This is a genomic window from Streptomyces longisporoflavus (assembly GCF_014649775.1).
Taxonomy (GTDB): Bacteria; Actinomycetota; Actinomycetes; order Streptomycetales; family Streptomycetaceae; genus Streptomyces; species Streptomyces longisporoflavus.
This window is the reverse complement of record NZ_BMTR01000055.1, coordinates 1-22,790: the sequence shown is the minus strand read 5'-3', so window position 1 is coordinate 22,790 and position 22,790 is coordinate 1. Positions and strand designations below refer to the sequence as shown.

General features: G+C 67.3%; 18 protein-coding genes and 2 pseudogenes. 11 read left to right on the top strand and 9 right to left on the bottom strand.

From position 1 onward, the window contains the following. The coding region (locus IE226_RS42025; RefSeq protein ID WP_190086809.1) for an NAD(P)H-dependent oxidoreductase at positions 1-499 on the top strand (499 nt) is incomplete at its 5' end. Positions 500-570: 71 nt separating this feature from the next. Here the strand turns inward: IE226_RS42025 and IE226_RS42020 are convergent. Continuing rightward, positions 571-1,200 carry a TetR/AcrR family transcriptional regulator gene (locus IE226_RS42020; protein ID WP_190086808.1) on the bottom strand — a complete coding sequence of 210 codons (630 nt, stop codon included), beginning with the start codon at positions 1,198-1,200 and terminating at the stop codon, positions 571-573. Positions 1,201-1,323: 123 nt separating this feature from the next. Here IE226_RS42020 and IE226_RS42015 point away from each other — a divergent pair, with 123 nt between their 5' ends. After that, a complete protein-coding gene (locus tag IE226_RS42015) occupies positions 1,324-2,127 on the top strand; it encodes an alpha/beta fold hydrolase (protein WP_190086807.1) in 804 nt (267 codons plus the stop codon). Between the two features lie 221 nt (positions 2,128-2,348). Here the strand turns inward: IE226_RS42015 and IE226_RS42010 are convergent, their stop codons facing one another. Next, positions 2,349-3,596: a poly(ethylene terephthalate) hydrolase family protein gene (locus tag IE226_RS42010; protein ID WP_190086806.1), complete on the bottom strand. Its 1,248-nt coding sequence runs from the start codon at positions 3,594-3,596 to the stop codon at positions 2,349-2,351. Positions 3,597-4,054: 458 nt separating this feature from the next. On the opposite strand from IE226_RS42010, the gene IE226_RS42005 reads away from it, so the two are divergent. After that, a complete protein-coding gene (locus IE226_RS42005) occupies positions 4,055-5,173 on the top strand; it encodes an AI-2E family transporter (RefSeq protein WP_190086805.1) in 1,119 nt (372 codons plus the stop codon). A 426-nt stretch (positions 5,174-5,599) separates the two neighbouring features. On the opposite strand, the gene IE226_RS42000 is transcribed toward IE226_RS42005, so the two are convergent. Beyond that, entirely contained in the window at positions 5,600-6,118 is a 519-nt protein-coding gene (locus IE226_RS42000) for a hypothetical protein (RefSeq protein WP_190086804.1), read from the bottom strand. A gap of 1,358 nt (positions 6,119-7,476) precedes the next feature. After that, positions 7,477-7,984: pseudogene (locus tag IE226_RS44670) on the bottom strand (transposase family protein); the annotation flags it as partial. On the opposite strand from IE226_RS44670, the pseudogene IE226_RS44665 reads away from it, so the two are divergent. Beyond that, positions 7,982-8,382: pseudogene (locus IE226_RS44665) on the top strand (hypothetical protein); the annotation flags it as partial. The pseudogenes IE226_RS44670 and IE226_RS44665 sit on opposite strands and share 3 nt — an antisense overlap. Here IE226_RS44665 and IE226_RS41990 read toward each other — a convergent pair. After that, positions 8,334-9,005, bottom strand: coding sequence for a DUF6082 family protein (locus IE226_RS41990; protein WP_190086802.1), 672 nt, complete (start codon positions 9,003-9,005; stop codon positions 8,334-8,336). The pseudogene IE226_RS44665 and the gene IE226_RS41990 overlap by 49 nt on opposite strands. A 605-nt stretch (positions 9,006-9,610) precedes the next feature. Between IE226_RS41990 and IE226_RS41985 the strand changes: the two genes are divergently transcribed. Then, positions 9,611-10,654, top strand: a complete 1,044-nt coding sequence (locus IE226_RS41985) for a pentapeptide repeat-containing protein (protein ID WP_190086801.1) — start codon at positions 9,611-9,613, stop codon at positions 10,652-10,654. Positions 10,655-11,058: 404 nt separating this feature from the next. On the opposite strand, the gene IE226_RS41980 is transcribed toward IE226_RS41985, so the two are convergent. Further along, positions 11,059-13,392: a PQQ-dependent sugar dehydrogenase gene (locus IE226_RS41980; protein WP_229871938.1), complete on the bottom strand. Its 2,334-nt coding sequence runs from the start codon at positions 13,390-13,392 to the stop codon at positions 11,059-11,061. 755 nt (positions 13,393-14,147) lie between these two features. On the opposite strand from IE226_RS41980, the gene IE226_RS41975 reads away from it, so the two are divergent. The 3 genes from IE226_RS41975 to IE226_RS41965 all read left to right on the top strand — a co-directional run bounded on the left by IE226_RS41975 (position 14,148) and on the right by IE226_RS41965 (position 16,932). Further along, positions 14,148-15,323, top strand: a complete 1,176-nt coding sequence (locus tag IE226_RS41975) for a hypothetical protein (RefSeq protein WP_190086800.1) — start codon at positions 14,148-14,150, stop codon at positions 15,321-15,323. A gap of 169 nt (positions 15,324-15,492) precedes the next feature. Continuing rightward, positions 15,493-15,945 carry a hypothetical protein gene (locus tag IE226_RS41970; protein ID WP_190086799.1) on the top strand — a complete coding sequence of 151 codons (453 nt, stop codon included), beginning with the start codon at positions 15,493-15,495 and terminating at the stop codon, positions 15,943-15,945. A gap of 165 nt (positions 15,946-16,110) precedes the next feature. Further along, the gene (locus IE226_RS41965; RefSeq protein WP_190086798.1) at positions 16,111-16,932 is read left to right on the top strand and encodes an FAD-binding protein; all 822 of its coding nucleotides are present in this window, start codon (positions 16,111-16,113) and stop codon (positions 16,930-16,932) included. Here IE226_RS41965 and IE226_RS41960 read toward each other — a convergent pair. Together IE226_RS41960 and IE226_RS41955 are read right to left on the bottom strand one after the other, a co-directional pair. Continuing rightward, positions 16,822-17,661, bottom strand: coding sequence for a polysaccharide deacetylase family protein (locus IE226_RS41960; RefSeq protein ID WP_190086797.1), 840 nt, complete (start codon positions 17,659-17,661; stop codon positions 16,822-16,824). The two genes, IE226_RS41965 and IE226_RS41960, sit on opposite strands and share 111 nt — an antisense overlap. A gap of 406 nt (positions 17,662-18,067) precedes the next feature. After that, positions 18,068-18,412 (bottom strand): hypothetical protein, encoded by a 345-nt coding sequence (locus tag IE226_RS41955; protein ID WP_190086796.1) that lies wholly within the window; start codon positions 18,410-18,412, stop codon positions 18,068-18,070. A gap of 587 nt (positions 18,413-18,999) precedes the next feature. Between IE226_RS41955 and IE226_RS41950 the strand changes: the two genes are divergently transcribed. Further along, complete coding sequence (locus IE226_RS41950; RefSeq protein ID WP_190086795.1) at positions 19,000-19,545, top strand: pyridoxamine 5'-phosphate oxidase family protein; 546 nt, start codon at positions 19,000-19,002, stop codon at positions 19,543-19,545. A 362-nt stretch (positions 19,546-19,907) separates the two neighbouring features. Here IE226_RS41950 and IE226_RS41945 read toward each other — a convergent pair whose 3' ends face one another. Continuing rightward, entirely contained in the window at positions 19,908-20,798 is an 891-nt protein-coding gene (locus IE226_RS41945; RefSeq protein WP_190086794.1) for an NAD(P)-dependent oxidoreductase, read from the bottom strand. A gap of 230 nt (positions 20,799-21,028) precedes the next feature. Between IE226_RS41945 and IE226_RS41940 the strand changes: the two genes are divergently transcribed. After that, the gene (locus IE226_RS41940) at positions 21,029-21,310 is read left to right on the top strand and encodes a winged helix-turn-helix transcriptional regulator (RefSeq protein ID WP_229871937.1); all 282 of its coding nucleotides are present in this window, start codon (positions 21,029-21,031) and stop codon (positions 21,308-21,310) included. Between the two features lie 365 nt (positions 21,311-21,675). Next, positions 21,676-22,338: a hypothetical protein gene (locus IE226_RS41935; RefSeq protein WP_190086792.1), complete on the top strand. Its 663-nt coding sequence runs from the start codon at positions 21,676-21,678 to the stop codon at positions 22,336-22,338. The last annotated feature ends 452 nt before the right edge of the window (positions 22,339-22,790 follow it).

Sequence of the window (22,790 nt, the reverse complement as noted above, 5' to 3'; positions counted from 1 at the left end):
TTTCCAATTCCCGCTGTGGTGGTACACGATGCCCGCGATCCTCAAGGGCTGGGTGGATCGGGTGTTCACCTACCACTTCGCCTACGGCGTCGGCGAGCACAGCGACACCAGGTACGGGGAACGCTTCGGCGAAGGCACCCTGGCGGGCAGGAAGGCTCTGCTGTCGGTAACCGCCGGAGGCCCGGAGACGCATTATGCCGCTCGCGGGATCAACGGCCCCATCGACGATCTGTTGTTCCCGATCCACCACGGCATCCTCTACTACCCGGGCATCGAGGTGCTGCCGCCGTTCGTGCTGTACGGCGCCGACCGGATGAGCGGCGAGGACTACGCGGACGTGAGCAAGGCCTGGGAACAGCGCCTGCTCACCCTGGAGTCGACCGAGCCGATCCCGTTCCGGCGGCAGAACTTCGGTGACTACGAGATCCCCTCGCTGCACCTGAAGGAGGGATTGGAGCCCGCGGGCCGCACGGGTTTCGGGCTGCACGTGCGCGGCTGACCGCCGGCCGTCGGCGATGGGCAGGGGAGATCGACTATTGCGGTGCGGTGGTCAGCGGCGGGCAGCGGTGGTCAGCGGTAGGCGGCGAGGAAGGCACGGGTGCCGGCGGCGGCGTAGCGGTCGAGGTCGGCGTCGGTGTGCCGGGTGCTGCCGGTGAACATGGCCCTGTTCACCGGGATCCACAGCAGCAGGCCGGAGAAGTGGTTCGCGGCAAGGAGGGTGTCGTCGATGCGGAGCAGTCCCTGGTCGGCCAGGCGCTGGAAGGTCGCTGCCAGCGTGGCGAGTCCTCGCTCGAAGCCCCGCTCGTACCACTCGTTTCCCAGGTCGGGGAAGACGTCGGCGTTGGCGATGATCAGGCGCCGCAGCTGGATCACTTGGGGGTCCGTGAGGGAGGTGAGGAGCTGACGGGCTAGCCGCGTCAGGTTCTCTTCCAGGCCGGCGTCGTCGGTCGGGAGGTCGGCCAGTAGGTCGATGGTGGCGTCGAGTCGGTCGGTCGTGGCCAGAACGATTTCGGCGAACAGCTTCTCCTTGTCGGAGAAGTGCTTGTAGACGGTCTGCTTGGACACCGCGGCCAGCTTCGCGATGTCGTCCATGCTGGTCCCGGAGTACCCCTTGTCCAGGAAGACGCTGGTCGCGGCCTCCAGGATCGCTGTGTGCTTGCGGGCTGAACGGCCGTCCATCGTCGACACCTTCTTCTTCATCCGTCTCGTCTCCCACAGAAGAGTACTGGACTGGCCAGTACCCGTGTGGGTACTGTACGGTCCAGTTCCGGTGGTGGGGGCTTCCGACCCCGCGTACCGCGTGGAGATTTGGAGTTGTTCCTGATGGACAAGGTGTTCTCTGCCGACGGCACGGCCATCGCCTACGAGCAGCAGGGCTCGGGCCCCGCGGTGGTGCTCGTGGGCGGCGCCTTCATGGCGCGTGGTGATTCCGCCGGACTCGCCGGACTGCTGGCCGAGCGCTGCACCGTGATCACGTACGACCGCCGGGGCCGCGGTGACAGCGGGGACAGCCCGGTCTACGACGTGCAGCGCGAGGTCGAAGACCTGGACGCGCTGATCGAGGTCGCGGGAGGGGAGGCGATGGTGTTCGGGATGTCCTCCGGTGCCGTTCTGGCGCTGGAGGCCGCGGCCCGGGGCAGCGCCGTGACCCGACTCGCCCTGTACGAGCCGCCGTTCATCACCGACGCCAGCCGGCCTCCGCTGCCCGCCGACTACGTCGCCCGCCTAGAGGACCTCGTGAAGCAAAAGGCGTACGGCGATGCGGCCGCCTACTTCATGACCGCGGCCGTGGGGATGCCTGCCGAGGCCGTCGCGGGGATGCGGCAGGCCCCCTTCTGGGCAGGCATGGAAGCCGCCGCCCGCACCCTGCCCTACGACGGCCTGGTCATGGGCGACACCATGTCAGGCCGCCCGCTGCCAGCCGACCGTTGGGCGTCCGTGAAGGTGCCCGTCCTCGTCGGCAGCGGGGACGCGGGCGCACCACACATGCTCACCGGCGCCCAGGAACTCGCCGCACTGGCAGGCAATTTCACCTTGCACGTCTTCCCCGGCCAGGAGCACACCATCGCTCCCGAGCTCCTCGCCCCCGTTTTGACCGACTTCTTCACCACCGAAAAGCAGGCATGAGGGAATTCTTCCCCGGCCGGGCAGGCCCCCCGGCGGCTTCATAGCCGACCGGTGCCTCTCGCCCCGAGCAGGTGCACAACAACGCCGCCGCCTGCGGGGTGAAGGCGCCCGCCAAGCAGGTGCCGACGTCGTCCCTCTCCCGGTTTCCGACACCTCCGCCGTCGCCGGGCAGAACATCGTCGGCGGCGGAGGCATCGGCGGCCCGGCGTGGGAGGCGGGCGTCACCAGTTCTTGTGGCGCACCTCACCGAGGCCGCAGAACGTGCAACCGGCGCTCAGGAAGTCCTGCGTGCGGCGGAACTCCTCGTCGGCCAGGCGCCAGCGCAGCCACGCGGTGATGATGTGCTGACCGTTGCGCGTGGCCGCGATGTGATCGGTGCCGTTGAGGATGTTGAACCACACCGGTACATCGGTGTTGGTGTAGTCACGCTCCACGTTGGGGGTGGCGAAGTCGTCGTCGCCGCCGATGAAGAGGGCCGGATTGCGCAGGCTGCCCGGGCCGTTGCCGTCGAAGGAGCCGCCGGCCACGTGAATGGTGGTTTCCAACCGTGGGTCGTCGGCCACGTCGAACGTGCCGATCGACCCGCGGGAATGGCCGCCGAAGGCCACCTCGGCCAGGTCGAGGTCCTGGTGCAACGGGCTGCTCGTGGCGGCGTTCTGGTCCTCCAGCCAGTCCAGGGCGTCGACCATGTAGTCGCCACTGCTGGAGGAAACCTCGCTATAGACGACGAACCCGTGGGACGCCCACTGGCGCAGCATGTCCTCGTAAGCGGCCGGGTCCGAGCCCGCGCCCGGACCCCATACGAGGACCGGGTGGTTCACGCCGTCCCGGCCGGCATCGGCCGGGTACACCAGCCATCCGTCGCCGTCGGGCCCGGCGGACTCGTCGACGGTCACCGCATACGGTCCGGGCGCGGTGACGTCGGAGACCGGCGGCAGGGAGCCGGGCGGATCGGTCGGCCCACCGTCGTCCTCAGCCTGGACCAGTACGTCGTCCACGGTCAGCGTCTCCGCAAAGCTGTTGGCGTCCAGCGAGAACCGCAGCCGCACGTCGTGTCCCTCGACCGAGGCGGGCAGTCGGAACGAGGCCGCGCCGGTGGCAGTGCGCGCCGACTCCAGCGAGGTGAACGACCCGCCGTCGACCGAGTAGGCCGCGGTGAATGTCTCCCCGAGGTCCAGCCCGGACGTTGCCCGGGTGTAGGACACCGTCACCTCGCTGCGCCCGGTCAGATCGATGGGTGCGGACGTCAGCGCCGGGTCGGAGAGCAGTGAACCGCTCATCCGGGCGCCATAGGTACCGGTGCTGACGGAACCGGCTGCGGTGAATGTGCCGAGCCCGTCGGAGAAGTCTTCGCTGTAGACCGCGGTAGCGGCAACAGCGGGAGGTGTGAGCGCGCAGGCGGCCCCCACGGACAGGGCGGTGAGGGCGGCGGTGCCGCACGCGCGTAAGCGCCAACTGGAGCGAGACATATCTGAAGTTCCTCCTGTCCGCGCCGGACGTCTGCGCTTCGGCGCGGGGTCGTCTCGGTTGTGGTTCGTGCCTGTTGTCGGCTGCCGAAAGGCATCTCGGCACCGCGACGAGGCGATTCAAGCGGTGACCCGTGACAGGGGAATCGGGTAAATCACCGGTGCGGCGCGGGGCCCGGTGCTCGGCCCGGTGCCGAAGGGGATGTCTTTCGGCCGGTGTTCTTCACGGCTGGCCGTCTTCGCCGGCCGGAAACAGACTCCGAGGCCGGAACTGGACCTCCCGCGCACGGCTTTCCGTCATCGTTCACCGACTGGCGTGCGCCGTTGAACCGCACGCACGGCTTGAAGCGGCGAGGGCTGGGAAGGGAGCGGAAGCCACCGCGCCACCCCCGACCGTACTCAGACTGCTCCTGACGCACTGCGGTGCCACGTGTGACAGGAGTATCAATAGGGTGTCTCCCATGCCTGCCACGCTGAGTTCCGCAAAAACCGCCGCCGCGCTTCGCAGATCGGCACGGGTTTCCCTCGAGGTGCTGTTGGTGCTTGTGGCTGCTGCGGCAGCCCTGTGGATTCTGGGTCGGATGTGGTCAGTCCTCTGGCCGCTCGTAGTGGCCCTCTTGCTCACCACGCTGACCTGGCCCCCGGCCCGATTCCTGCGCCGGCGCGGCTGGCCCCCCGCCCTGGCCGCCTCGGTGGTGACGGTGCTGTTCCTCCTGGTCGCCGCAGGCGTCGTGGCACTGATCGCAGTGCCGGTGGCGTCCGAGTCCGGCGAACTGACCGACGGTGTGGCCGAGGGCATCGAGAAATTGCGCCAATGGGCCGCCGGGCCGCCCTTCAACATCGACGACGCCGAGATCTCCGGCGGAATCGACTCGGCGACCGAGCGGATCAAGGACAGCGTCGGCAGCATGGTGACCACCCTCTTCACAGGAGTGAGCACCGTGTTGAACGGTTTGGTCACCGCACTTCTGGCGCTCTTCCTGATGTTCTTCTTCCTCAAGGACGGCCCGCGGTTCCTTCCGTGGCTCACCCGCCAGCTCCCCGGCCGGCTCGCCACCGACATCCCGATCGTGGCCGCGCGCAGCTGGGACACCCTGGGCGCCTTCGTACGTTCCCAGGCCTTCGTCGGCCTGCTCGATGCGATCTTCATCGGCCTGGGCCTGTGGATCGTGGGTGTGCCCCTCGTGCTCCCGCTGGCGGTGCTGACCTTCGTATCGGCGTTCGTACCGATCGTTGGCGCCGTGTTCGCCGGCCTGGTAGCGGTGCTCATCGCATTGGTTTCCAACGGCCTGACAGACGCACTGATCGTGCTGGCGATCATCCTCGTGGTCCAGCAACTCGAGGGCAACGTGTTCCAGCCGATAATCCAGAGCCGCGGCCTTGGCCTGCACGCGGCGGTGATCCTGCTGGTGGTCACTCTGGGCGCGAACCTGGCCGGTGTCGTGGGAAGCCTGCTCGCGGTGCCCGTAGCCGGCCTGATCGCGGTGATCTGGAACTACCTGCGCGAGCAACTCAGCGATTTGCCACCGGAACCCGAGACCGACGGCACGCCCCCGGGCGGCGCCGCAGCTTCCTCCTAGCTGAAGCGAGCGAGGAGTCGAGGGTCTCCTGGGCTCTCTTGGGCAGGGACCCGGCGCCGGCTCTCGCCGTACTGCTCCCCGCGCGTGCGGGGATGGGCCGGCGAGCACGTCCGGGTGGTGCGGGTCGAGTCGAGGAGGCCCAGTACACCGGCTGCTTCGTACCCAGTGCAGTGGAACGCCGACGACGCGGAGGGAGGGGGGACGTGCGCTACGCGTCGTCGGCCAACTCCCCCTGGCTTACTGGCCGAACCGGCCGCTGCGCCGCCTGACCCTCCTGAACATCGTCTGGCTCGGGTAGCCGTCCGGTGAGAACGTCCCGGCCCCCGGCATCGCAACTGCCGGGGGCCGGGACGTTTCGCATCGTATCCACGGCCGTATCCGCATTCGCCGACAGCCATCCGCCGGGCATCGCCCGCAGCCCGCAGGTCAGCTCTGTTCGGCGGCCATGGAGTCGAAGGTCTCCCGCATGAGTTGATCGATGACTCCGGGCCGTCCGGCCATGGAATCGAATAGGTCGGCGAGCAGCCACAGCACGAAGCCGTGCACCAGGGCCTCCTGCGGCGGAATCTGTCCGAATTGGTCGCGCCACACGACGGTGTCCATGCCCATGGCGGCGGCCATGAGGACTCCGGTGGCCATCGGCACCTGGGCCGGGTCGGCCGTCTCGAAGGTGGGGAGTTGGCGGATCACAGCGGGGATCAGATCGCTGAGCGGATCAAGACGGTCCTGGCTGCCGGACTGTTCGGCGATCAGGTATCCGGTCAGCACGCCCACCAGGAAGACGGTTCCCCGGGACACTTCCTCACGCCCGTACGCATCCACGGCGGCTTCGACCTGCTGCTGCGCCTCTTGGCGGTCCTCGGCGGAGGTCCGTTTGTCCAGGACCCGGTATGAGGCCCACGCCGCCCGAATCGCCTCATCCACGACTACACCGTCACTCGTCATGGAACGAACGATAGGCGAGGAAAAGCACTGCCCGGAGTCCCCCCTTGAGAAAGCCGCCAGGGCTCGCGGCCACTGCTGCAGCGCTGGGCTGCACCGGTCTCCGGCTGCCACACCAGATGGTGCAACGCGCACCCTGGCGAGTAATCGTTCATCCGGGACTACCGACCCCGCGACCGCTATCTGGTCGCCCCAGCCCACCAGCCGTGCGTTGTTGCAGCAGCCCGCCGCTCGAACGTCGGGGATGAGTGCGTGCCGCCGTACGCCCTCCTGGTGGTGGCCCAGAATCGGCCCAGCATTCGCCGTCACTGAGCCTGCGCCGTCCACGCTTGTCCGAACTGGATCCAGCCCGTTGGCTGGGGAGGTGCATGCGCATGACGGCTCAGAGCGGGGGAGCCGGGGGACGGTTGGCGTTCGAAGACCTTTCGGTGGCCCCATGCGTCGTACATCGCCTGCACTTTGGGATGGGGTGATGTCGAGGAGAAGTACGGGCAGGGCCTCACACAACAGAATCCCGCTCTGCGATCAGGAGTGGTCGCGCGCAAGAGGTTCCGTCGTCACCGGGCTCCACCGCCCGCCCCCCGCCAGCTACATGCGGTGGCACTGCCACAGTCTCCCGGCCTTGGGTACCGCCTGTGAGTGACACGATCAACCAGATGCGGCCCCGGACACTCCTGTGGGTGAGCCGGGTTTCACGGTAAACGGCCCCCCCGTTCCCGTGCGCTTCTGACCGTACGGATGCCGGGTCCGAGAAGGTTCTCGGGGGGAGAGGGAACACATCCCGGGATCACGATGTGCACGACCCGGCAGATGACGGGCGCGGCGGGGACACCCCGGAGCGCGGACACGCGTGGATCCCGGCCCGGTGCCTGCGCTCGGCGCCGGCCTTGCCCTAAGCTGCCGCCACCGTTCGAGCAGCGGCGTGCGCGGCGGCCCCTGACGCGCGTAACTGACGGCTCTCGGTGCTTCATCGGCCAAAGCTCGTGTGGACTGCACCGGAAACGCCTGATACGCAGATCCGCCGGTCCTGACATAGAAGGAAGCTCAGAAAACAGATGAAAATTGTTAGGCGGCTGGACGCTAAAGACCGGCGCTGCATTCACGACTCCAACTGCCCCGCAGTATTCTCGCTTTCCAACGGAGACGTTGCTTTTATCGGTACCGAAGCATCGACTGAACTTCAGAACAGCTTGCCGCAGGGGTCCGGTATCGGCCCGGGGGAGAATCTCGTCGTGGTTCCCCGAGATGTACTGATCAGTGCAGGATGGGTTCCCCCCACCGGCTGACACCACCAAGGGCTGTCCCGTCATGATCTCGATCGGGTGTGGACATGGTTGGCGGTCGGTCCGGCCGCCCGCCTGTCCGGCGAGGTTGAGGTTGTGGCGGCAGGGTTGTCGAGCACTGCGTGGTGGACGGCGACGCCTTTGAGTCGGAAGTCGCGGAGGGTTTCCAGGCCTTTGTGCGGGCGAAGACGTGCTTGACGCGGGTGCGGACCTGGTTGTGGGGCTTGCCGTGTGCCTGCTTCCAGGCGGGCAGTTCTTCGCCTTCGCGGTGGCGGTGGGCCATCACGAGCTCCGTGCCCGGATAGTCGGCGTCTGCGATGGCCCTGGTCGTGCCGACGGCGGCCTTCGCGCCGAGCTCCTACTGTGCCGCGCAGCTGGTGCGGTTGTTTGGCAGGGGCCGGCCAACCACCACGACGAGCCGGGTATCGGCGTCGATGACGACCTGGTGGTTCGTGGGGTATCGGCAGTTCTTGGACGGCTCGACGATCGTGCGGTCGCGCATGGGAACCAGAGTGCGTGCCGTCCACGATGAACACGGCGCCTTGGCGAACCGTTTGCGGGGCTGCAGCGCGAGTGACGGGTCGAGGCCCGGCGCGGGGAACGGCTCACACTGTTGAAACGGGCCGTCGAGGGGGCGGCCGAGGCCGAACGCTCCGCCCTCAGTCGGCCTTCCGAAGGGGAGGACACCAACGCCTGGTTCCTCACCACCCAGGACGTCATGAACAGATGTGGGTTACGGAGCGGCTCATACGCATCCAATTCCCCCTGCCCGTACACGAAGCGGCGCGTGCATACTTCCTCGACCTCAACCGGGCCGTGTGGGAGGGCCTACCTGACGGCGAGAGCGTACGGGACCGCTTGGAGAACAACCGGCTGGCGTTTCTGGACGCGGACGGCCCTTGGCTACGGCCCGGAGGGTCCACACCGGGCCGTGCTTACCGGTCGGACATTCGCCGCGTGTACGCAGCCTCGGCAAGTTCATAGAATTTGCGCATGCTGCCGCCATAGGGAGTGGAGCCGTTGCGACGTGAGCGGGTTTCCTGCCAGAACTCTTTCGTCACCGCGCTGCTGAAAGTGTGGTAAAGAGCTTCCTCGATCTCATCGTCGGTGTAGTAGCCCAAGTCAAAGCACATGGCATGGTGCGAAATCACTAGGTTCGAGTACATGTACTGCCTTCGCCGGCTCCCCGTGACGCGCGGCCCGTAACCTGGCCAGCACTCCATGAGCAATGGGTCGCCTATCGCCATCTGTAACAGGCTCTGGTGCTGCCGCCGCAGCGCCGCCGCGGCAGCCTGCTGAGCGCTTCTGTGCTGCTCCACTGCCACCTCGCGTTGCATCGCAAGTTCCAGACGCTGTGCCTCCAGGAGTTGGCGCTGCATTCTTGACTCCTCACCCTGATGGTGAAAGGTCCTGGCGATGTAGAAGAGAACTACGACAGATGAGGCCGCCGCAGCCGAACCAAAGGCATCTCCTGCGTTGCCGTTGGCGCTCGATTGCAGGACGGGCAGGTTCGTCATCAGCACCGTGAGGGCGACCGACCCGCCGCACGATACGGCGATGAGGGCCGCGAGCGTGCATATATTCTTGATCTGATCAGCCCGCGTCATGATGCCCCCCGGATATAGATCGCGCACTGGACGGCCCGGCCGCTACCGGTCTCCCACCGGGGGGCTTCCCCTCGGCCCCCTGTCCGGAAACGGCGCAGTATGCGTATCGAGGCGCAGGTGAGGAGCACGCATCATTCGGGCCCCCGGGCGGAAGAATACGCGGGCGCACACCTCTCTGTTCGTGCGCAGCACAGAGAATATCGGCAGCAACGGAAGACCCGGATGCATCGGTACATACCTGCCAAGCTCCAAATCCGGGCCGTCCGGCAGGACGTCTGACTGGTACCACGGGAGATACACGAGATTTCCGAGTCAGAAAGTTCCTGACGTGCTGGCTTTCGCAATCATGCTGCGGTGCGCCCACGTGCGCCGTGGTGAATGACGCATGACGGCCCCGCCGGACTTCCGGACCGATGCAACAGTCGGAAGAGGGCCACGGCTGCCACTTGGGGCCCGCCCACGCGCACGCCCTTGCCCTGGGACCCACTCTCGATGGTTCCCGCGTTGGTGGACGCTTAGGAGGCGCTGGCCCCGCATCCTCAAATCTGGCTCTGGACGGCGGCGTTGAAGGCATGCTGTCAGCCGAGGCGGGACATCATGCCGCCATGAGCGACAGCGGCAGCGGCACGAAGAAGGTACTCACCAAAGTCCGGGTGTGGGGCGCATTCGGCACCGCCATGTTCATCGTGCTCCTTATCTGGGGGCCCTGGTGGATCGAAGGTCACCATCTCAAAGAAGATGGCAAACTTATACCCTCCGCGGGGATCATCGTCACCGGATTCCGCACCATGCTCGTCGCCGTCGTCGCCGGCCTCGTCGCGGCTGCAGGGCTCTGGTACACCCGCAAGAAGCACGAGCTGGAGCAGCGCCAATTCGAGCACACCCAGCAACAGTTCGCGGAAAGCCAGAAACAGTTCGAGACGACACTCCGTGAGACTCAGACCCGGGACGCGCAGCAGACAGAACTCGCCCGGGAGGAGCAAGTCACCGGACGCTACGTCGAGGCCATCAAGCTCCTCGGCTCCGAAAAACTCCACGAACGACTCGGCGGCATCTATAGCCTCGAACGGATCATGAACGACAGCGAGAAAGACCACGAAACAATTGTTGAGGTCCTCGCCGCCTTCATCAGGCTTGGGCCACCGGAAGACGCTAACGTCCAACCCGCCGCCCGTATCAAGGACGATGCACAGGCCGCGCTAACGGTCCTCGGGCGTCGCCCCGACAGACCCGAGCACCGCAGAATCAACCTGCGTGGAGCGGACCTGCGACACGCCAACCTCGTCGGCAGCCGGCTACCGATGGCAGACTTCAACAGCGCAGATCTAAGTCAGGCCAACGCAGACGGTGCCACGCTGGACAGGGCAGACTTCGCCAGAGCAAGACTCGTACATGCGCAACTTCGTGACGCATCACTCCAGCGTGTGGACTTCTGTAACGCGACCCTGAAGGACGCGAATCTCGCTCGTTCCGACCTGCGAGGATCTGGCTTTCTGGCCACCAGAATGGAAGGCGCCACCATTGACGGGGCGAACCTCATGAAAGCCGTTTACCTGACCGAAGGCGTGGTGCTCAGTTGTCTTATCGACGTGCACACGAAACTGTCCGAGGAGCTGGCGAACAACCCGAAGGTCCAAGAACGCCGCTAATCGCACGCAGGCAGCGCAACGCACCGGCCCAGACAGATTGGCTCCTGGTAGTCGTCGCAACACCCCAGCTCAAGGGGTGCGATGGACTTCAAGATCCGGGAGGGCTGGGGGCAGTAGGGCTCGAAGAAGCTGGCGCGTGAGCGGGAGGCGCCGAACGGGAACAGAAAGGGGCACTGCCCGAAATGCGGCCGGTGGTTCGCCGGGCTCGTCGTGCTGCCTGGGCGAGGCGGATTTGCATCCTGCACAGCGCCGTCAGTAGAGCCGACCCCGGTGAACCTGAGCGGTCAAGCACTATACGAACCCGAGTTGGTCCCCGCCTGGTCCGGAATCTGGTGAGCGGTCCGTGGGGCCGGCGAGTGCCACATGGGCCGGATGCTCATGTGGCACCTCCACGTGTGCCGGGTTCAGTGCCCGGCTGACGTACCTGCCTGCGTCACTCTGGGCCTGAGCAAGGTGATCTTCGAAGCGCCCAGCTCCGTGACGTACAGGGTGCCCTTGGCCGTGTCCTCCGTGACGTCCAGTGGCTGCTGGAAACCGGTGAATCCGGTGATGCCCGTCGTGGGCGCTGACAGCTTCCCCTGCGCGTCGACGCCGAACACCTCGATGTCCTGGCCGCTGCTGTAACGGACCACGAGGAGTTTGCCCTTGAGCGCGCCGCCGAAGGCGTTGCCGCGGTACTCGACGACCCCGTCGGCGGAGGCGTGCAGCCCGGCGTCGTACATTCCGGCCGTGTCCAGGTTGCGGTCGGGCTGGGTGCCCACCGGGTAGCCGGTGACTTCGAAGGGACTGGTGCCCGAGGTGGGGTTGCCCCCGGCCAGCACCCATTCGCAGCGTGCCGGGTTCGGGTGCCCGTAGTAGCGGTTCTTCTTCACGTCGAAGATGTAGTCCGTCTCCGCCACGGGGTTGGACGTGATCCCCGGCACGGTCGGCCCCGTGTAGGGCCCGGCCGTCGCCGCGTCGATCCGGCGGGAGCAGGCGGCGGGCAGCGGTGTGGGCGTGGCGGGCGTGTTGCCGCCGGCCGCGGAGCCGTTGGTGGGTGTGTAGAGGTGGCCGTTGGTGTGCCACACGAGGTCATAGGCGTTGCGTATGCCCGTCGCGTACAGGGTCAGCGGCGCGTTGGCGGCGAAGGGGTCGTACGTTCCCGGGCTCTCGGTCCGCACGTCGACGGCACCGGACGCCGGGAGTTTGGCCGGGTCGAGGCGCAGCACGGCGGCGTTGAGCAGGTGCTCGGGGCGGTTGCCCCACGTCGGGTCTGCGGCGCCCATGGCGTTGTTGGCGCCCTGCGTGACGTAGAGGGCGCCGTCGGGGCCGAAGGCGAGGGAGTTGGTCTCGTGGTCCTTCACGGAGCGGGGGAGGCGGCTGATCACCTCGGTGTACGTGGTGAGGCCGGGGCCGCTCAGCTTGGCGATGCTGCTGGACCAATCCGGTTCGTTCGGGGTGCCTCCGGCGTACATGGTGTTGGAGGTGATCCACAGAACGGGGTTGGCCGCCGTGGAGGACGGGTCGAACGCCATTCCGATGACGGAGCGGTTGGGTGCTCCCGGCAGACCGCGGGCTGTCGCGTTCGTGCGCACGGTCGAGATTGTCTCCGCCCCGCTCAAAGTGGCGTCGGCGGCGATGGTGTACCGAATGATGTATCCGTCGAGTGTGGACGCGTACAGCTTTCCGTCGGGTCCCTTCAGCACGGAGGCGAAGCTCCTGCCCGTCGCCGAGGTGGCCACCTTGTCGAAGGCGATGGTGCCGGCGCCCGTGCCTGCCCCGGTGGTGAACACCGAGCTCCATGGCGTGAAGCTCCGCCCGTCCAGGTCCCGGGCGCCGGAGGTGACCGAGAAGCGGTAGCGGGTGTTCGCCTTGAGTCCCGTCGTCGGCGACAGGTTGATGACGTCGCCGCCGCCGCTGGTGATCACGTGGGCGGGCACGGTTGTCCCGGTCGCCGATTCCTTGAGGGTGACCGTAGCGGGGGTGAGGGTCGCGGCGTCGACGCCGGGGCCCACCAGGCGGAGGTCCGCCACTACGCTGCCGGTCGGTGCCGCGCCGGTTGCGGTGTTCGCCGGAGTGACGGTCCTGACCTCCGGGTGAGCGGCAGCGTCGGCGAGCGGGGTGATGCTCACGTACGCGAGCTTCGTGTTGCTGCCGCCGAGCGGACTGATCGTCAACCGGCCGTCTGCCACGGATGGTTGCACGGTTCTGGTCTGGTACTTGGTGGTGGAGGTGGGGACGAACCCGTCGACCGCGTTCTGGTTCTCGACCTGGAGCGCGTGGGCGCTGTCCACGCTCGTGGCGTCGCCCACGGCGACCGCCACCGTGTAGGTGCCGTTGGGTACGGCTATCTCCCACCGGCCCGGGGTCTTCACGCCGGCCGACGAGGCGGGCAGCTGCATGTGCACGAAGGTGGCGAGGAGCCGGTCGGGCTCGGCGGTGCCTCTGTCCCGGCCGTTGCCCGTCAGGTCGAGCGGGGTGGTGTTCGTCAGCCCCACCCAGCCGTAGCTGAGTCCGGTGCCCTGGTTGGCGCCGGTACGGGCGCCGAAGGCCTGCCCGTAGTCGTGTGCGTAGCCGCTCACCGGAACGGTGGCGGCGGTGCCGAAGTCGATCTTCGCCGAGAAGGTGGTGTCCGCTCGTGCCTGGGCGGGAGCCACCAGTACGACACCTATGAGGGACAGGGCGAGCAGGAAGCCCGCAGTGCGGCGCGACGGCCCATTCCCCGAGTAGCTGCGTCTTCGAAGGCGTAATGCGGTCACGGTCTTCTCCCGTCGAGAGTCGAGCAGGGAACACGGCCCGTGACGTGGCTACCGGTGCCGGATCCACCGTTGCGTCGGTGGAGGCCGGAGTCTGTCCGTCACCGTGTGCGTCAGGGGCCTTGTCGTGCCCATGGCTGCCCCTGGCGCGGCGGTCCAAGCGGCGGCTGTGCAGGGCCCGCGCCCGGCGGGGTGCCTGCTGGGCGCGGGGACTCCTGTGACCTGCCGGGTTCCCATGAACCCGTGCCTCCGCAAGCGCAGGTGGTGCGCTGCGGGTACGACACCCATGTGTGCGTGCCCTACTGATGCGGTATCAGTGCGCATCCGCCGGTGCGCCTTCGCGGGGTCGGTCAGCGCTTTGCGCGGACTACGGCGCAGGGTGACCGGACTGTCCTTGACCGTGACGGTGACGGCGATGGTGACGGAGAGGTCTGCCGCAACGTGCTCACCATCGTCCGCAAGCCGCCGCAGACGACGCCCGCCTGCCAGGTGATCTTCAAGGCGTTCCGGTGGACGCCCTTCCGGCGATGCGGCGTTCCCGTCGCCGGGCGGGCCGCCCCGGTCACGGCGCCCGGGATCGATGAGAGCGTGTGCGTGGTGCCGTACCGGTTCCCGGGCCGCCGTGGACAAGGCGGCCGACATTCGTGTCCTGGTGGTTGGCCGATAGGTGTTCGCCGTGCGGATCGAGTCGGGGATGCTGGAATGGCGTAGGGCGGTAATGCATTGAACCCGGAGCGAAGCACAGCTGGAGGTCCCCAATGTCCGAATATCAGCACTACCAGTTTCTTGCGGTCGACCGGCCCCTGACCGACGAACAGGTCGCCGAGATCCGCACGTTGACCTCCCGGGCAGCTCTCACCCGCACCACGTTCGTGAACACCTACCAGTGGGGTGACTTCAAGGGCAACTGCGACCGGCTCATGGAGCAGTACTACGACGCCCACCTGTACTTCGCGAACTGGGGCTACCGCAAGGTCATCCTGCGGTGGCCCGCCGAGCAGCTTCCGTTGCACACAGCCCAGCAGTACTGCACCGGCGAATCCGCCGACGCCCGCCGGCACGGCGGCCATGTCCTCATCACGTTGGTCTCCGACGACGAGGACGGGGAGCTCGACGACTTCAACGACCTCTTCGACTTCGACGGCTACGAAGACACCGGCCGCGAGGAGGAATGGCTCCCCTCGATTGCCCGGGCGCGTCTGGACGTTGCTGCCGGGGACGTGCGCCTGCTCTATCTGGCCTGGCTGCACTGTCTCAACAACAACGACCTGGACGACACCGATGTCGAGCCTGAGCTCCCCGCCGGCCTCGCCGACCTTCCGGACTCCCTCACCGACTTGGCCGACTTCCTGCGCATCGACCCCGACCTGATCACCGCGGCGTCCGCTTCTCTCCCGCATGCCGCTCCTGAGCCCACGCGCGCCATGTGCGAGTCCTGGGTCGGCACGCTGCCTCAGAGGGACAAGGACGCCACTTTGGTGCGACTCCTCCGCGACGACGATTCCTACGCCGCCGCTGACCTGCGCCGGCGGTTCCGCCTGGCCCACCCGGGGGCTTCCCCTCGCAAAGTCGGCCGCACCGTTGCCCAACTGCGTGCCGCTGTGCACGCGGTGACTGCCGAGCGCCTCGCCCGTGAAGCGCAGGAAGAAGCCGAACGCGAGGAAGCCGAACGCCAAAAAAGGCGTGCTGACCGGCAGCGCCGACTCGCCGCCCTCCAGGACGATCCAGAGGCCGCGTGGGGCCGTATCCACGAGATGATCGCGTACCAGAAGGGCCGCAACTACCCCGCTGCTGTGCAGTTGCTGGGGGACCTGTCCGCGCTAGCCGACCGCGACGGCACCAGCGCAGCCTTCGCCGAGCGGTGCCGCGCACTGCGCGGGCAGCATCACACCAAGAGGGCCTTGCAACGCCTGCTGGACGCCGCCGGGCTGTGAACCACCCGCCGCCGTTGTTGTAGGCGACGCGGGAGTGTCCCGACGGAGTGGGTGAGGCTGACCGCGCCCCGAGGAAAGCCATGACGTTGGTCGTGCCGGTGGTGGAGTACGCGGTGATCCGGGTCATGACCGGCCTCCTGGCATGGAACCCGGGCGGCACCATGGGTGCATGCGATGGGAATGGATGGCGCCTCTTATCACCGGCGTTTCGGGAGTCGCAGGGGTCTTCTTCACGTGGCTGACCGGTGCACAAGGCAGATTGCATACAGAGCGCATGGTCTCGCAATCGCAGCAAGCGGAGCAGCGTGCGCATCTCCTCAAGGAGCGGCGGGACGCCTACTTCGCGGTCATGCGCGCCGCTCATCTGGAGCTGCAACGCTTGGAGTACAAGCGGACGGCTCAGACCTCCAAGCTCCACGAATTGGAGCAGTACTGGACCACAGAACGACGCATCGAGATGAGCGCCGATGCGCTGATCGGGCTTTTTACCTTTGGCAGCGATGAGGCACGGGGGTTCATCTATGAGTGGCGAGAAGCCACGGACAGCGATGATCTAGGGAGGATGAATGATCTCGCTGACCGGTTCCGGGCTCTCGTGAAGTCCGAGCTGAAGATCGAGTGAGTCTTGTGGGCGGCCGTAGCGTCGGGCGGCTGCTTTCGCCTCCGCCTCATGTGCCCGGAGTCGCTGTGCTTTGTATGAGCCGGGGGCGCTGACCGCGAGTCGGTCAGGTCGGGCCTGGAGCACGTGCGGGCACGCTGGGAGCTGAGTGAAAGCGCCGATGCCGTCATGCTCGCCACCGCCCGGCCGGCCGCTGTCACGGGCGGCAAGCTGCTGTCCCGCGTCCGGCTCGGCACGGTCGCGCAGGTTGATCGCGCCGGCCAGGGCCTCAGTTCCTCAGTGGGGTCCGGGGCGGCGAGCCGCTCGTGCCGGGCGGGCCGCGGCAGCGGAACGTCGGGGAACGATCGCGGGTGGTTCGTCGACACTTTCATGCGCACCATGTACGCCCGCCACGCATCCACATCCGCGATTCCGGCGTGGCTGGTGACCGATGCTCACACGCTGCGCAAGTACGGCCTCGGCATGATCCGCCCGCATACCTCCCGACGCTCCCTCAAGCGGCACATCACCTCTGGCTACCTCCGCACGGGGCGCACGCTCCAGGCCCTCGCCGCGGCTGCCGGCATCGAGCCCCGCGGTCTCGAGCGCACGGTCGCCGACAGCAACCGTGCCGCCCGCGAAGGCGCCGACGAGCACTTCGGCAGAGGGAGCAGCCCCTACGGGCGTCAGTTCGGTGATCCGGAGCACGCCCCGAACGCCAACCTCGGCCCCATCCAGACGAGCCCCTTCTACGCGAGCGCGGTCGTCCCCACACCGCTGGCGACCTGTTCGCCGCGTCCGGCGGGCACCAGGAAACTGGGCAGGGTGAAAGATTCGGCTCCCTGCTGCGGGCGGGCGACCCTCACTGGCTGCGGCGTCCCGGCCGCAGGCGGGGCGGGGTCAGGGGGTGAGCAGGGTGCGCAGGTCGATGACACGGTAGCCGCGCGTGGTGAGGACTTTGAGGATCCGGGGCAGGGCCCGGGCATCGATCACTTCGGTGCGACCGTGTGACGCCCCGACGTGCATTTGCAGGACGGCTCCCGGACGCAGGGCGCGCAGGGCTCTGTCCACTGCGCGGTCCACCGTCATGCCGCCTGCCGTCCCCTTCCAGCCGTTGGTGTCGGCGGTGTACTCGATGTCCGCGAACCCCAGGGCGTTGACCTCCCTGATGTGAGCGGGACTGGTCTGGCTGTAGGGGAAGCGGAAGAACGGCGTCACCGTGCGGCCGGCCCCGGCCGCACGGAGGGCCCGGTCCGCCGCCGCCACTTCGTGCTGTCGCCCGGCCCGCGTCAGGTCCTTGAAGCGGGGGTGGCTGAAGGAGTGGTTGCCCAGCCCGTGGCCGGCTGCCGCGATCTTCCTCACCACCGCGGGGTGGCGATCGGCGAAGTCGCCGGTCAGGAAGAACGTAGCGGGTGCGCGGCTGCGGGTGAGCTCCTCGAGGATGCTGTCCAGGCCGGCGTCGTTCCAGGCCGCGTTGAACGTCAGGGCGACCTCCCGCTCGCGCGTAGGGATCACCCGGTTCTCCGATCCGAACAGTGCCCGCAGTCCCTTGCCGTCCACGGTCGCCGCCGGCCGCGGCACCGCGCGAGCCTCCGGTTGGGCCGCTGGGGTCTGCGCGAGGGCCCACAGCAGAACGGCGCACAGTCCCGGACCCCAGGTCAGGGGGCGGGCGAGAAGGCGCTGGGCGAGAGGGCGGCGGGCGAGTAGGCGGCGGGCAGTGAAGACGGGAAGTGAGCGCATGCTCCAGCCATCGGCCGACCGCTCCCCGCCCTTGAGCCGGCGGGCGCGACGACATCGTCCGTGCCGTCCACCGCCTGCTGGTGCGCAGCCGGGAGCGGGAGATGAAGTCGGATGCCTGGTCCGACGACGAACTGCCCGGTGAACCGGCCGGCCGGTCTGACTGAAACCGCCGGGCAGTTCGATCCGGAACTGGTCATCCGTACCGCGGGACCTCGGGCGACTACCGTACTTCTGTCTTCCTCCTGTGGCAGGCCGCCTCCTCGCCGAGGCGGTCGCGTTAGGGACCGGCACCGTGCGCGGCGGCCGCGACACTGCGCCGCCCCGCTCCCGGGGCCGCCCGCCATGGCGGCGAGACGGCCCTGGCGGTGAGTCGGCCCCGGGGGGACGTGGGCGGGTGAGAACGCGCTCAGTCGAAGACGACCGAGCGCACCTTCAGTCGTTCCGAAGCGCCGCCGGTGTGCGGGCGGAGCTTGAAGAACTTGCCCTGGCAGCCGGGCTCGCTGAAGACCGTGGCCCAGGCGTTGGTGCGGTTCTTGGGGGAGTGGCCGGGTTGGGTGTTTTCCCGGTCGACGCCGGGAAGGGTGAGGCACTGTTCGTTGGGCGGGTCGTTGATGAAGCCGGTGACGTCGTAGCCCTCGTCGGTGACGTAGTCGTAGCGGAACTGGCCGGTTGCGGCGGAGGCGGGAGCGGGATTCACGGCAAGGAGCAGGGCGGCGCCGAGAACGGCTGTGAAGGCGGAACGAAAACGCATCGGGGGGCTCTTTCTGACGGCGGGAAGGGAATATGCCGTGGCGTTATTGCCCGTTCAGAGCCAAGGGCACCGGTGCTTCACCCGTATGGACAGTGAGGAAACGAACCTGCATTACTCCGAAAGGCTTCAGAGCCCGCCGTGGGGTCGATCCAGCAACGCCGACGCGGATTTGTGTGCGGCCGGCGGCTTCGGCTCCCGCGGCTGGTGCTATAACCCAGGAGCGGCCGAATGCCGTCGGAACCACGGCGCCCGCCTTGGCATCGACGCCCGCCCGGTCCAACGCCCCCCGGCACCACAGGATTCGAAATCGCCCTGAGGCGGTGGACCATCGAGCGCAGTATCGGCATGACTCATGTGCCACCGCAGACCCGCCCGCGACTACGAGAGGTACCCGCAGTGCTCCGAGGCAATGATCCACCTCGCGATGATCACCGACCTCTCGTCCCGCAGATGCACCGGCGAAGCCATCCCCAACTGGCGCGGAACCTGGCACGGGACCAAACACGAAACAACGGACCGAACGCTTAGTGAGCGTTGCGGGGGCGGGCTGCGTAGCCTTCGTGACAAGAAAAGGGAGAGGAGTTCGCATGACGCCGAAGCAGCCCAAGGCCGAGCTCGACGCCCGTTACAGCTCAGCGCTCAACCCGCGCCCGGGCGCACCTGACGTCACCGCCACCGATTGGGCCGAGGTCCAGCGCCAACTGCGAGTCGCCGAGGTCTTCTGGATCACCACGGTCCGGCCGGACGGCCGACTGCACGTCACGCCGCTTATCGCCGCCTGGCACGACGGGGCACTGCACTTCAGTACCGGGACCGGCGAGCAGAAGGCGAAGAACCTGGCCGGCAATGCCCACTGTGCGCTCACTACCGGGCGCAACTCGCTCTCCGAAGGCCTTGACCTCGTGATCGAGGGCATGGCGGAGCGAGTGACGGATCCGGCGCGGCAGAACGAGGTCATCGCCGCGTTCGAGGCACAGTACGGGGACCACATCACCTCGCCGGAGGGAATGTTCCACGGCTTCGGCGACAGCATCCGCAACGGCAACGACCTGCTGTTCGCGGTGGCCCCCGGCACGGCGTACGGCTTCGGGCACGACGGCCAGGCGTTCAGCCACACCCGCTACACCTTCTAATTGTTCTGTTCGGACACGAGGAAGCCCGCGGCGGTCGCCTCTTCGCCGTTCCCGCGTCCCGCGTTCCGCACGATGTCGAGGTCGCTATTCCTCTCAGGCCCCGCCAGCAGCTTGCCTGTATTGCAACGCAGCGATCCCCTGCCGGATTCCTGGCTGAGCCAATCCCGTCAGGCCTGTCGGCCGGTGGTGCAGAGCATTGAACTGTTCCTGCCCCCCAACGGTGCGCCTGGACTCTGGCGTTGCTCCTTGTGCCAGCGGGTGTCGCAGCTGTTTGGTTTGGCTGTAGTTGAGCGTGCCCGGTCCGTGGTCCGGGTGGCTGGGTGATCAATTGCCTTTCCCCACAAGGGGTGTGCGGTTCCGGGTTATGCGGTCGGCGCCGGGTTCTTGAGTATCTCTGTCAGGGCGGAGATGCTGTGGTCGCCGTAGCCGGCCTCGACGGCTCGCTTCAGCAAGTCGTGGAAGGGCTTGTGCCACTCCATGTCGAGGTTGGCTTCCTTGCCGAGTTCCTCGTCATGCGCGGCGCCAGCCAGGAACAGACTTACCGAGGACGCGGGCTTGCTGTAGTCGCCGCGGTCAATCTCCTCTGCGAAGACCGGCAGCACCGAGTTGATCATCTCGAACCACTTGATGCTGAACCGCACCATTGAGGCCACCTCAAGGCCACGCGCCTGCACCGCTGCCGCTCCCTGGAAGAAGCCGACGAGCGCAGGCAGCAGGGTGCCGCCCACCGCCATCTCGTACAGGGCCGCGAGATCGGCGTCGGTGCCGAGGTAGACGGTGTCGCCGCCCAGCACCCGCAGCGTCGATGCGAACTCGTCGAAGACGGTGTTGTCGCCGCCGTAGTACAGGAGGGTGTCCTCAGCTCCGACGGCAGACGGCACGTTTTTGATCGCCCCACCGAGGTAACGCACGCCGTGCCCGAGCGCCCATTCGGCCATCTGACGGGCACCGGCCGGCGAACCGCTGTTCAGGCTCACAAGGGCACGTCCCTTGAGCGTGGCAGTGACCGGTTCCAGGGCCTCGATGGTGCTCTCGTATGTGGTCAGACAGACGATGATCAGCGGACTCGCCGCGACTGCCTCGTCCATCGTCTGCGCGTGAACAGCCCCCTTGGACACGAGCGGCACAGCCTTCGACGCTGTTCTGTTCCAGACGGTGGTCCGGTGTCCGGCGTCAATGAATGCCTCAGCCAATGCGCTACCCATCGAGCCCAGCCCGACGACGGTCACGGGAGTGCGGTGGTGCCCGGTCATACGTTTGCTCCTGCCTGATGCCGATGCATCTAAAGCGCGAAAAAAAAGGGTCGAATAGCTGGCGTCCCACGGAGTTACTGCCCTCTCGGTGTGACGCCTGATCCATGCTGCGACGGCACCAACACTTCTACAAGTACCTACAATTCTGTCTGGTACCCACAGTTTTGTTAGGGGAAGTGCTGGTGCGGAAGCGGAGTTATACCTGCGGCTTGGACGCTGCCATCGACGTCATGGGAGGAAAATGGAAGGGATTGATCCTGTTCTGGCTCGGCGAGGGGCCGCTGCGCTTCGGAGAGTTACGTCGAACGGTGGCCGGCATCAGTGAGCGGATGCTGATCCTGCATCTGCGGGAGCTGGAGGCCAGCGGCCTGGTGCACCGCGAGGTCCATTACCAGGTGCCACCGAAGGTGGAGTACTCACTGACCGAGTTCGGCCACTCGCTCCTTACCGCTCTCACCCCGCTCGGCCAGTGGGGCGAGGACCACATAGAGCGTCTCGAAGCCCTCCCGTGAGCCGGGCACGGTTGAGTCGGCCGGGGACTTGATCCCAATCCAGAGCGGTGGTGCCCGACGTTCTCGTGACCGCCATCATCGTCAACACTGCTGGCTTGATCACTCGTTGGTGTCTGTGGTGCGAGCCCGCCGGTCGTGCTTGAGCGTGTCGTTCGAGACAGATCATCTGCTCGTCCCGCGTGGGCAGGCCGGCCGGCGACGAGGACACTGCGGATGGGCTCGACGACCTTGGGTACCCGCACCACGGGGTGCGCCGTAGAGTACGTGGGCATGTTGATCGCGGCTCAGGCGTGCACGGCCCGCCGGTTTCTCCGCGCGACGACCCCGCCGTAGGCGGGCCGTTACCGGCCGCTACTGTGCAGGTCATGCACTACTCACGGGGATCACTGATAGCTGCCGCCGCTGTTTCCTGCCTCCTGCTCACGAGTTGCGGCAGCGCCGACGACGGGAAGAACGGCGGTACGGCCGAGCCTTCGGTCATCGGCTCACCGGTGGGCAAGCCCATCGAGTCGCCGGAGGCGACGCCGCAAAGGAAAAGCAACAGCGTGCCGGAGCCGGACGCGGATGCTCCGTTCATCGAGCACGTCAAGTACGAACTGGCCACGCGTACGGTGAAGATGGCCGGGGCCCCGGCCAAGACCAGCACCCGGTGCGACAAGGACTCCATCCGGCCGGCTGCAGGCGCCAGGATCACCTGCACCGTCACCTACGAGGGCATCGAGGTGACCTGGCCGGTGAAGTTCACGGGCAAGCCCGGGTTCGGCGGCATGGGCGATGGATACGAAGCCCAGCCCAGCACCGGTCTGCTCACCCGGGAGGGCGCCCTCACCTACTTCTGGGGCAATAACCGCGAGGCAGGCACGGACCTGCGCTGCGACACGCTGCCCAGGGTCACGAAGGTCCCGCTCGGCCAGAAGAGCCAGTTTCAGTGCTCCTATTTCGCTGCCAAAGCCTCCACGGACGGCCGGGACATGTGGATCACCCAGACCTTTTACAGCACCACCGACGGCATCCGCGCCCAGGTATGACGAGCACAGACGCCTTTTGCTGAGGACCCGAGGCCATGCCGGGGCGGGCGCAGCGCACGCGGCCTGCAGGGCGTTGGGGCAGCGGGTGGCGTTCTCGGCCTGGGCGGATTCCTCGCTGGGCCGTCGCCACCGATTTCAGTGACAGGTTCTCAATCCGGCAGGTTCGCACGGCAGTTTCGTCGGCGTCCGCTCAGCCGTCGGTGGCTGTAGCTTCAGGTGCCGACATCATCGGCGACGCCTGCTGCCGCACAGCCCCTCAGCTCCAGCTCGCGCTGAGTAAAACCAGGTGCGGCCGGTCGCCGGGATGATGTGAGATGCGGGACATGACGATCGTTCTGAACGTGCCCGGCGTCGACGGGCTGGCCGGGGTCGTGGATGCCCTCCGTGTGTGGCAGGACGACCGCACGCCGCTGCAACTTCATCCGGGAGACCTCGGCTGGGCCTGGGCGCTG

Bases quoted from the DNA above. Each gene is read 5' to 3' on its own strand.
- IE226_RS42020 (WP_190086808.1), bottom strand. From the start codon at position 1,200: ATGAAGAAGAAGGTGTCGACGATGGACGGCCGTTCAGCCCGCAAGCAC.
- IE226_RS41940 (WP_229871937.1), top strand. From the start codon at position 21,029: ATGGGAGGAAAATGGAAGGGATTGATCCTGTTCTGGCTCGGCGAGGGG.
- IE226_RS41935 (WP_190086792.1), top strand. From the start codon at position 21,676: ATGCACTACTCACGGGGATCACTGATAGCTGCCGCCGCTGTTTCCTGC.
- IE226_RS42010 (WP_190086806.1), bottom strand. From the start codon at position 3,596: ATGTCTCGCTCCAGTTGGCGCTTACGCGCGTGCGGCACCGCCGCCCTC.
- IE226_RS42000 (WP_190086804.1), bottom strand. From the start codon at position 6,118: ATGACGAGTGACGGTGTAGTCGTGGATGAGGCGATTCGGGCGGCGTGG.
- IE226_RS41955 (WP_190086796.1), bottom strand. From the start codon at position 18,412: ATGCGTTTTCGTTCCGCCTTCACAGCCGTTCTCGGCGCCGCCCTGCTC.
- IE226_RS41975 (WP_190086800.1), top strand. From the start codon at position 14,148: ATGTCCGAATATCAGCACTACCAGTTTCTTGCGGTCGACCGGCCCCTG.
- IE226_RS41965 (WP_190086798.1), top strand. From the start codon at position 16,111: ATGCTCGCCACCGCCCGGCCGGCCGCTGTCACGGGCGGCAAGCTGCTG.
- IE226_RS41985 (WP_190086801.1), top strand. From the start codon at position 9,611: ATGAGCGACAGCGGCAGCGGCACGAAGAAGGTACTCACCAAAGTCCGG.
- IE226_RS41950 (WP_190086795.1), top strand. From the start codon at position 19,000: ATGACGCCGAAGCAGCCCAAGGCCGAGCTCGACGCCCGTTACAGCTCA.
- IE226_RS41970 (WP_190086799.1), top strand. From the start codon at position 15,493: ATGCGATGGGAATGGATGGCGCCTCTTATCACCGGCGTTTCGGGAGTC.
- IE226_RS41945 (WP_190086794.1), bottom strand. From the start codon at position 20,798: ATGACCGGGCACCACCGCACTCCCGTGACCGTCGTCGGGCTGGGCTCG.
- IE226_RS41990 (WP_190086802.1), bottom strand. From the start codon at position 9,005: ATGACGCGGGCTGATCAGATCAAGAATATATGCACGCTCGCGGCCCTC.
- IE226_RS42005 (WP_190086805.1), top strand. From the start codon at position 4,055: ATGCCTGCCACGCTGAGTTCCGCAAAAACCGCCGCCGCGCTTCGCAGA.
- IE226_RS41960 (WP_190086797.1), bottom strand. From the start codon at position 17,661: ATGCGCTCACTTCCCGTCTTCACTGCCCGCCGCCTACTCGCCCGCCGC.
- IE226_RS42015 (WP_190086807.1), top strand. From the start codon at position 1,324: ATGGACAAGGTGTTCTCTGCCGACGGCACGGCCATCGCCTACGAGCAG.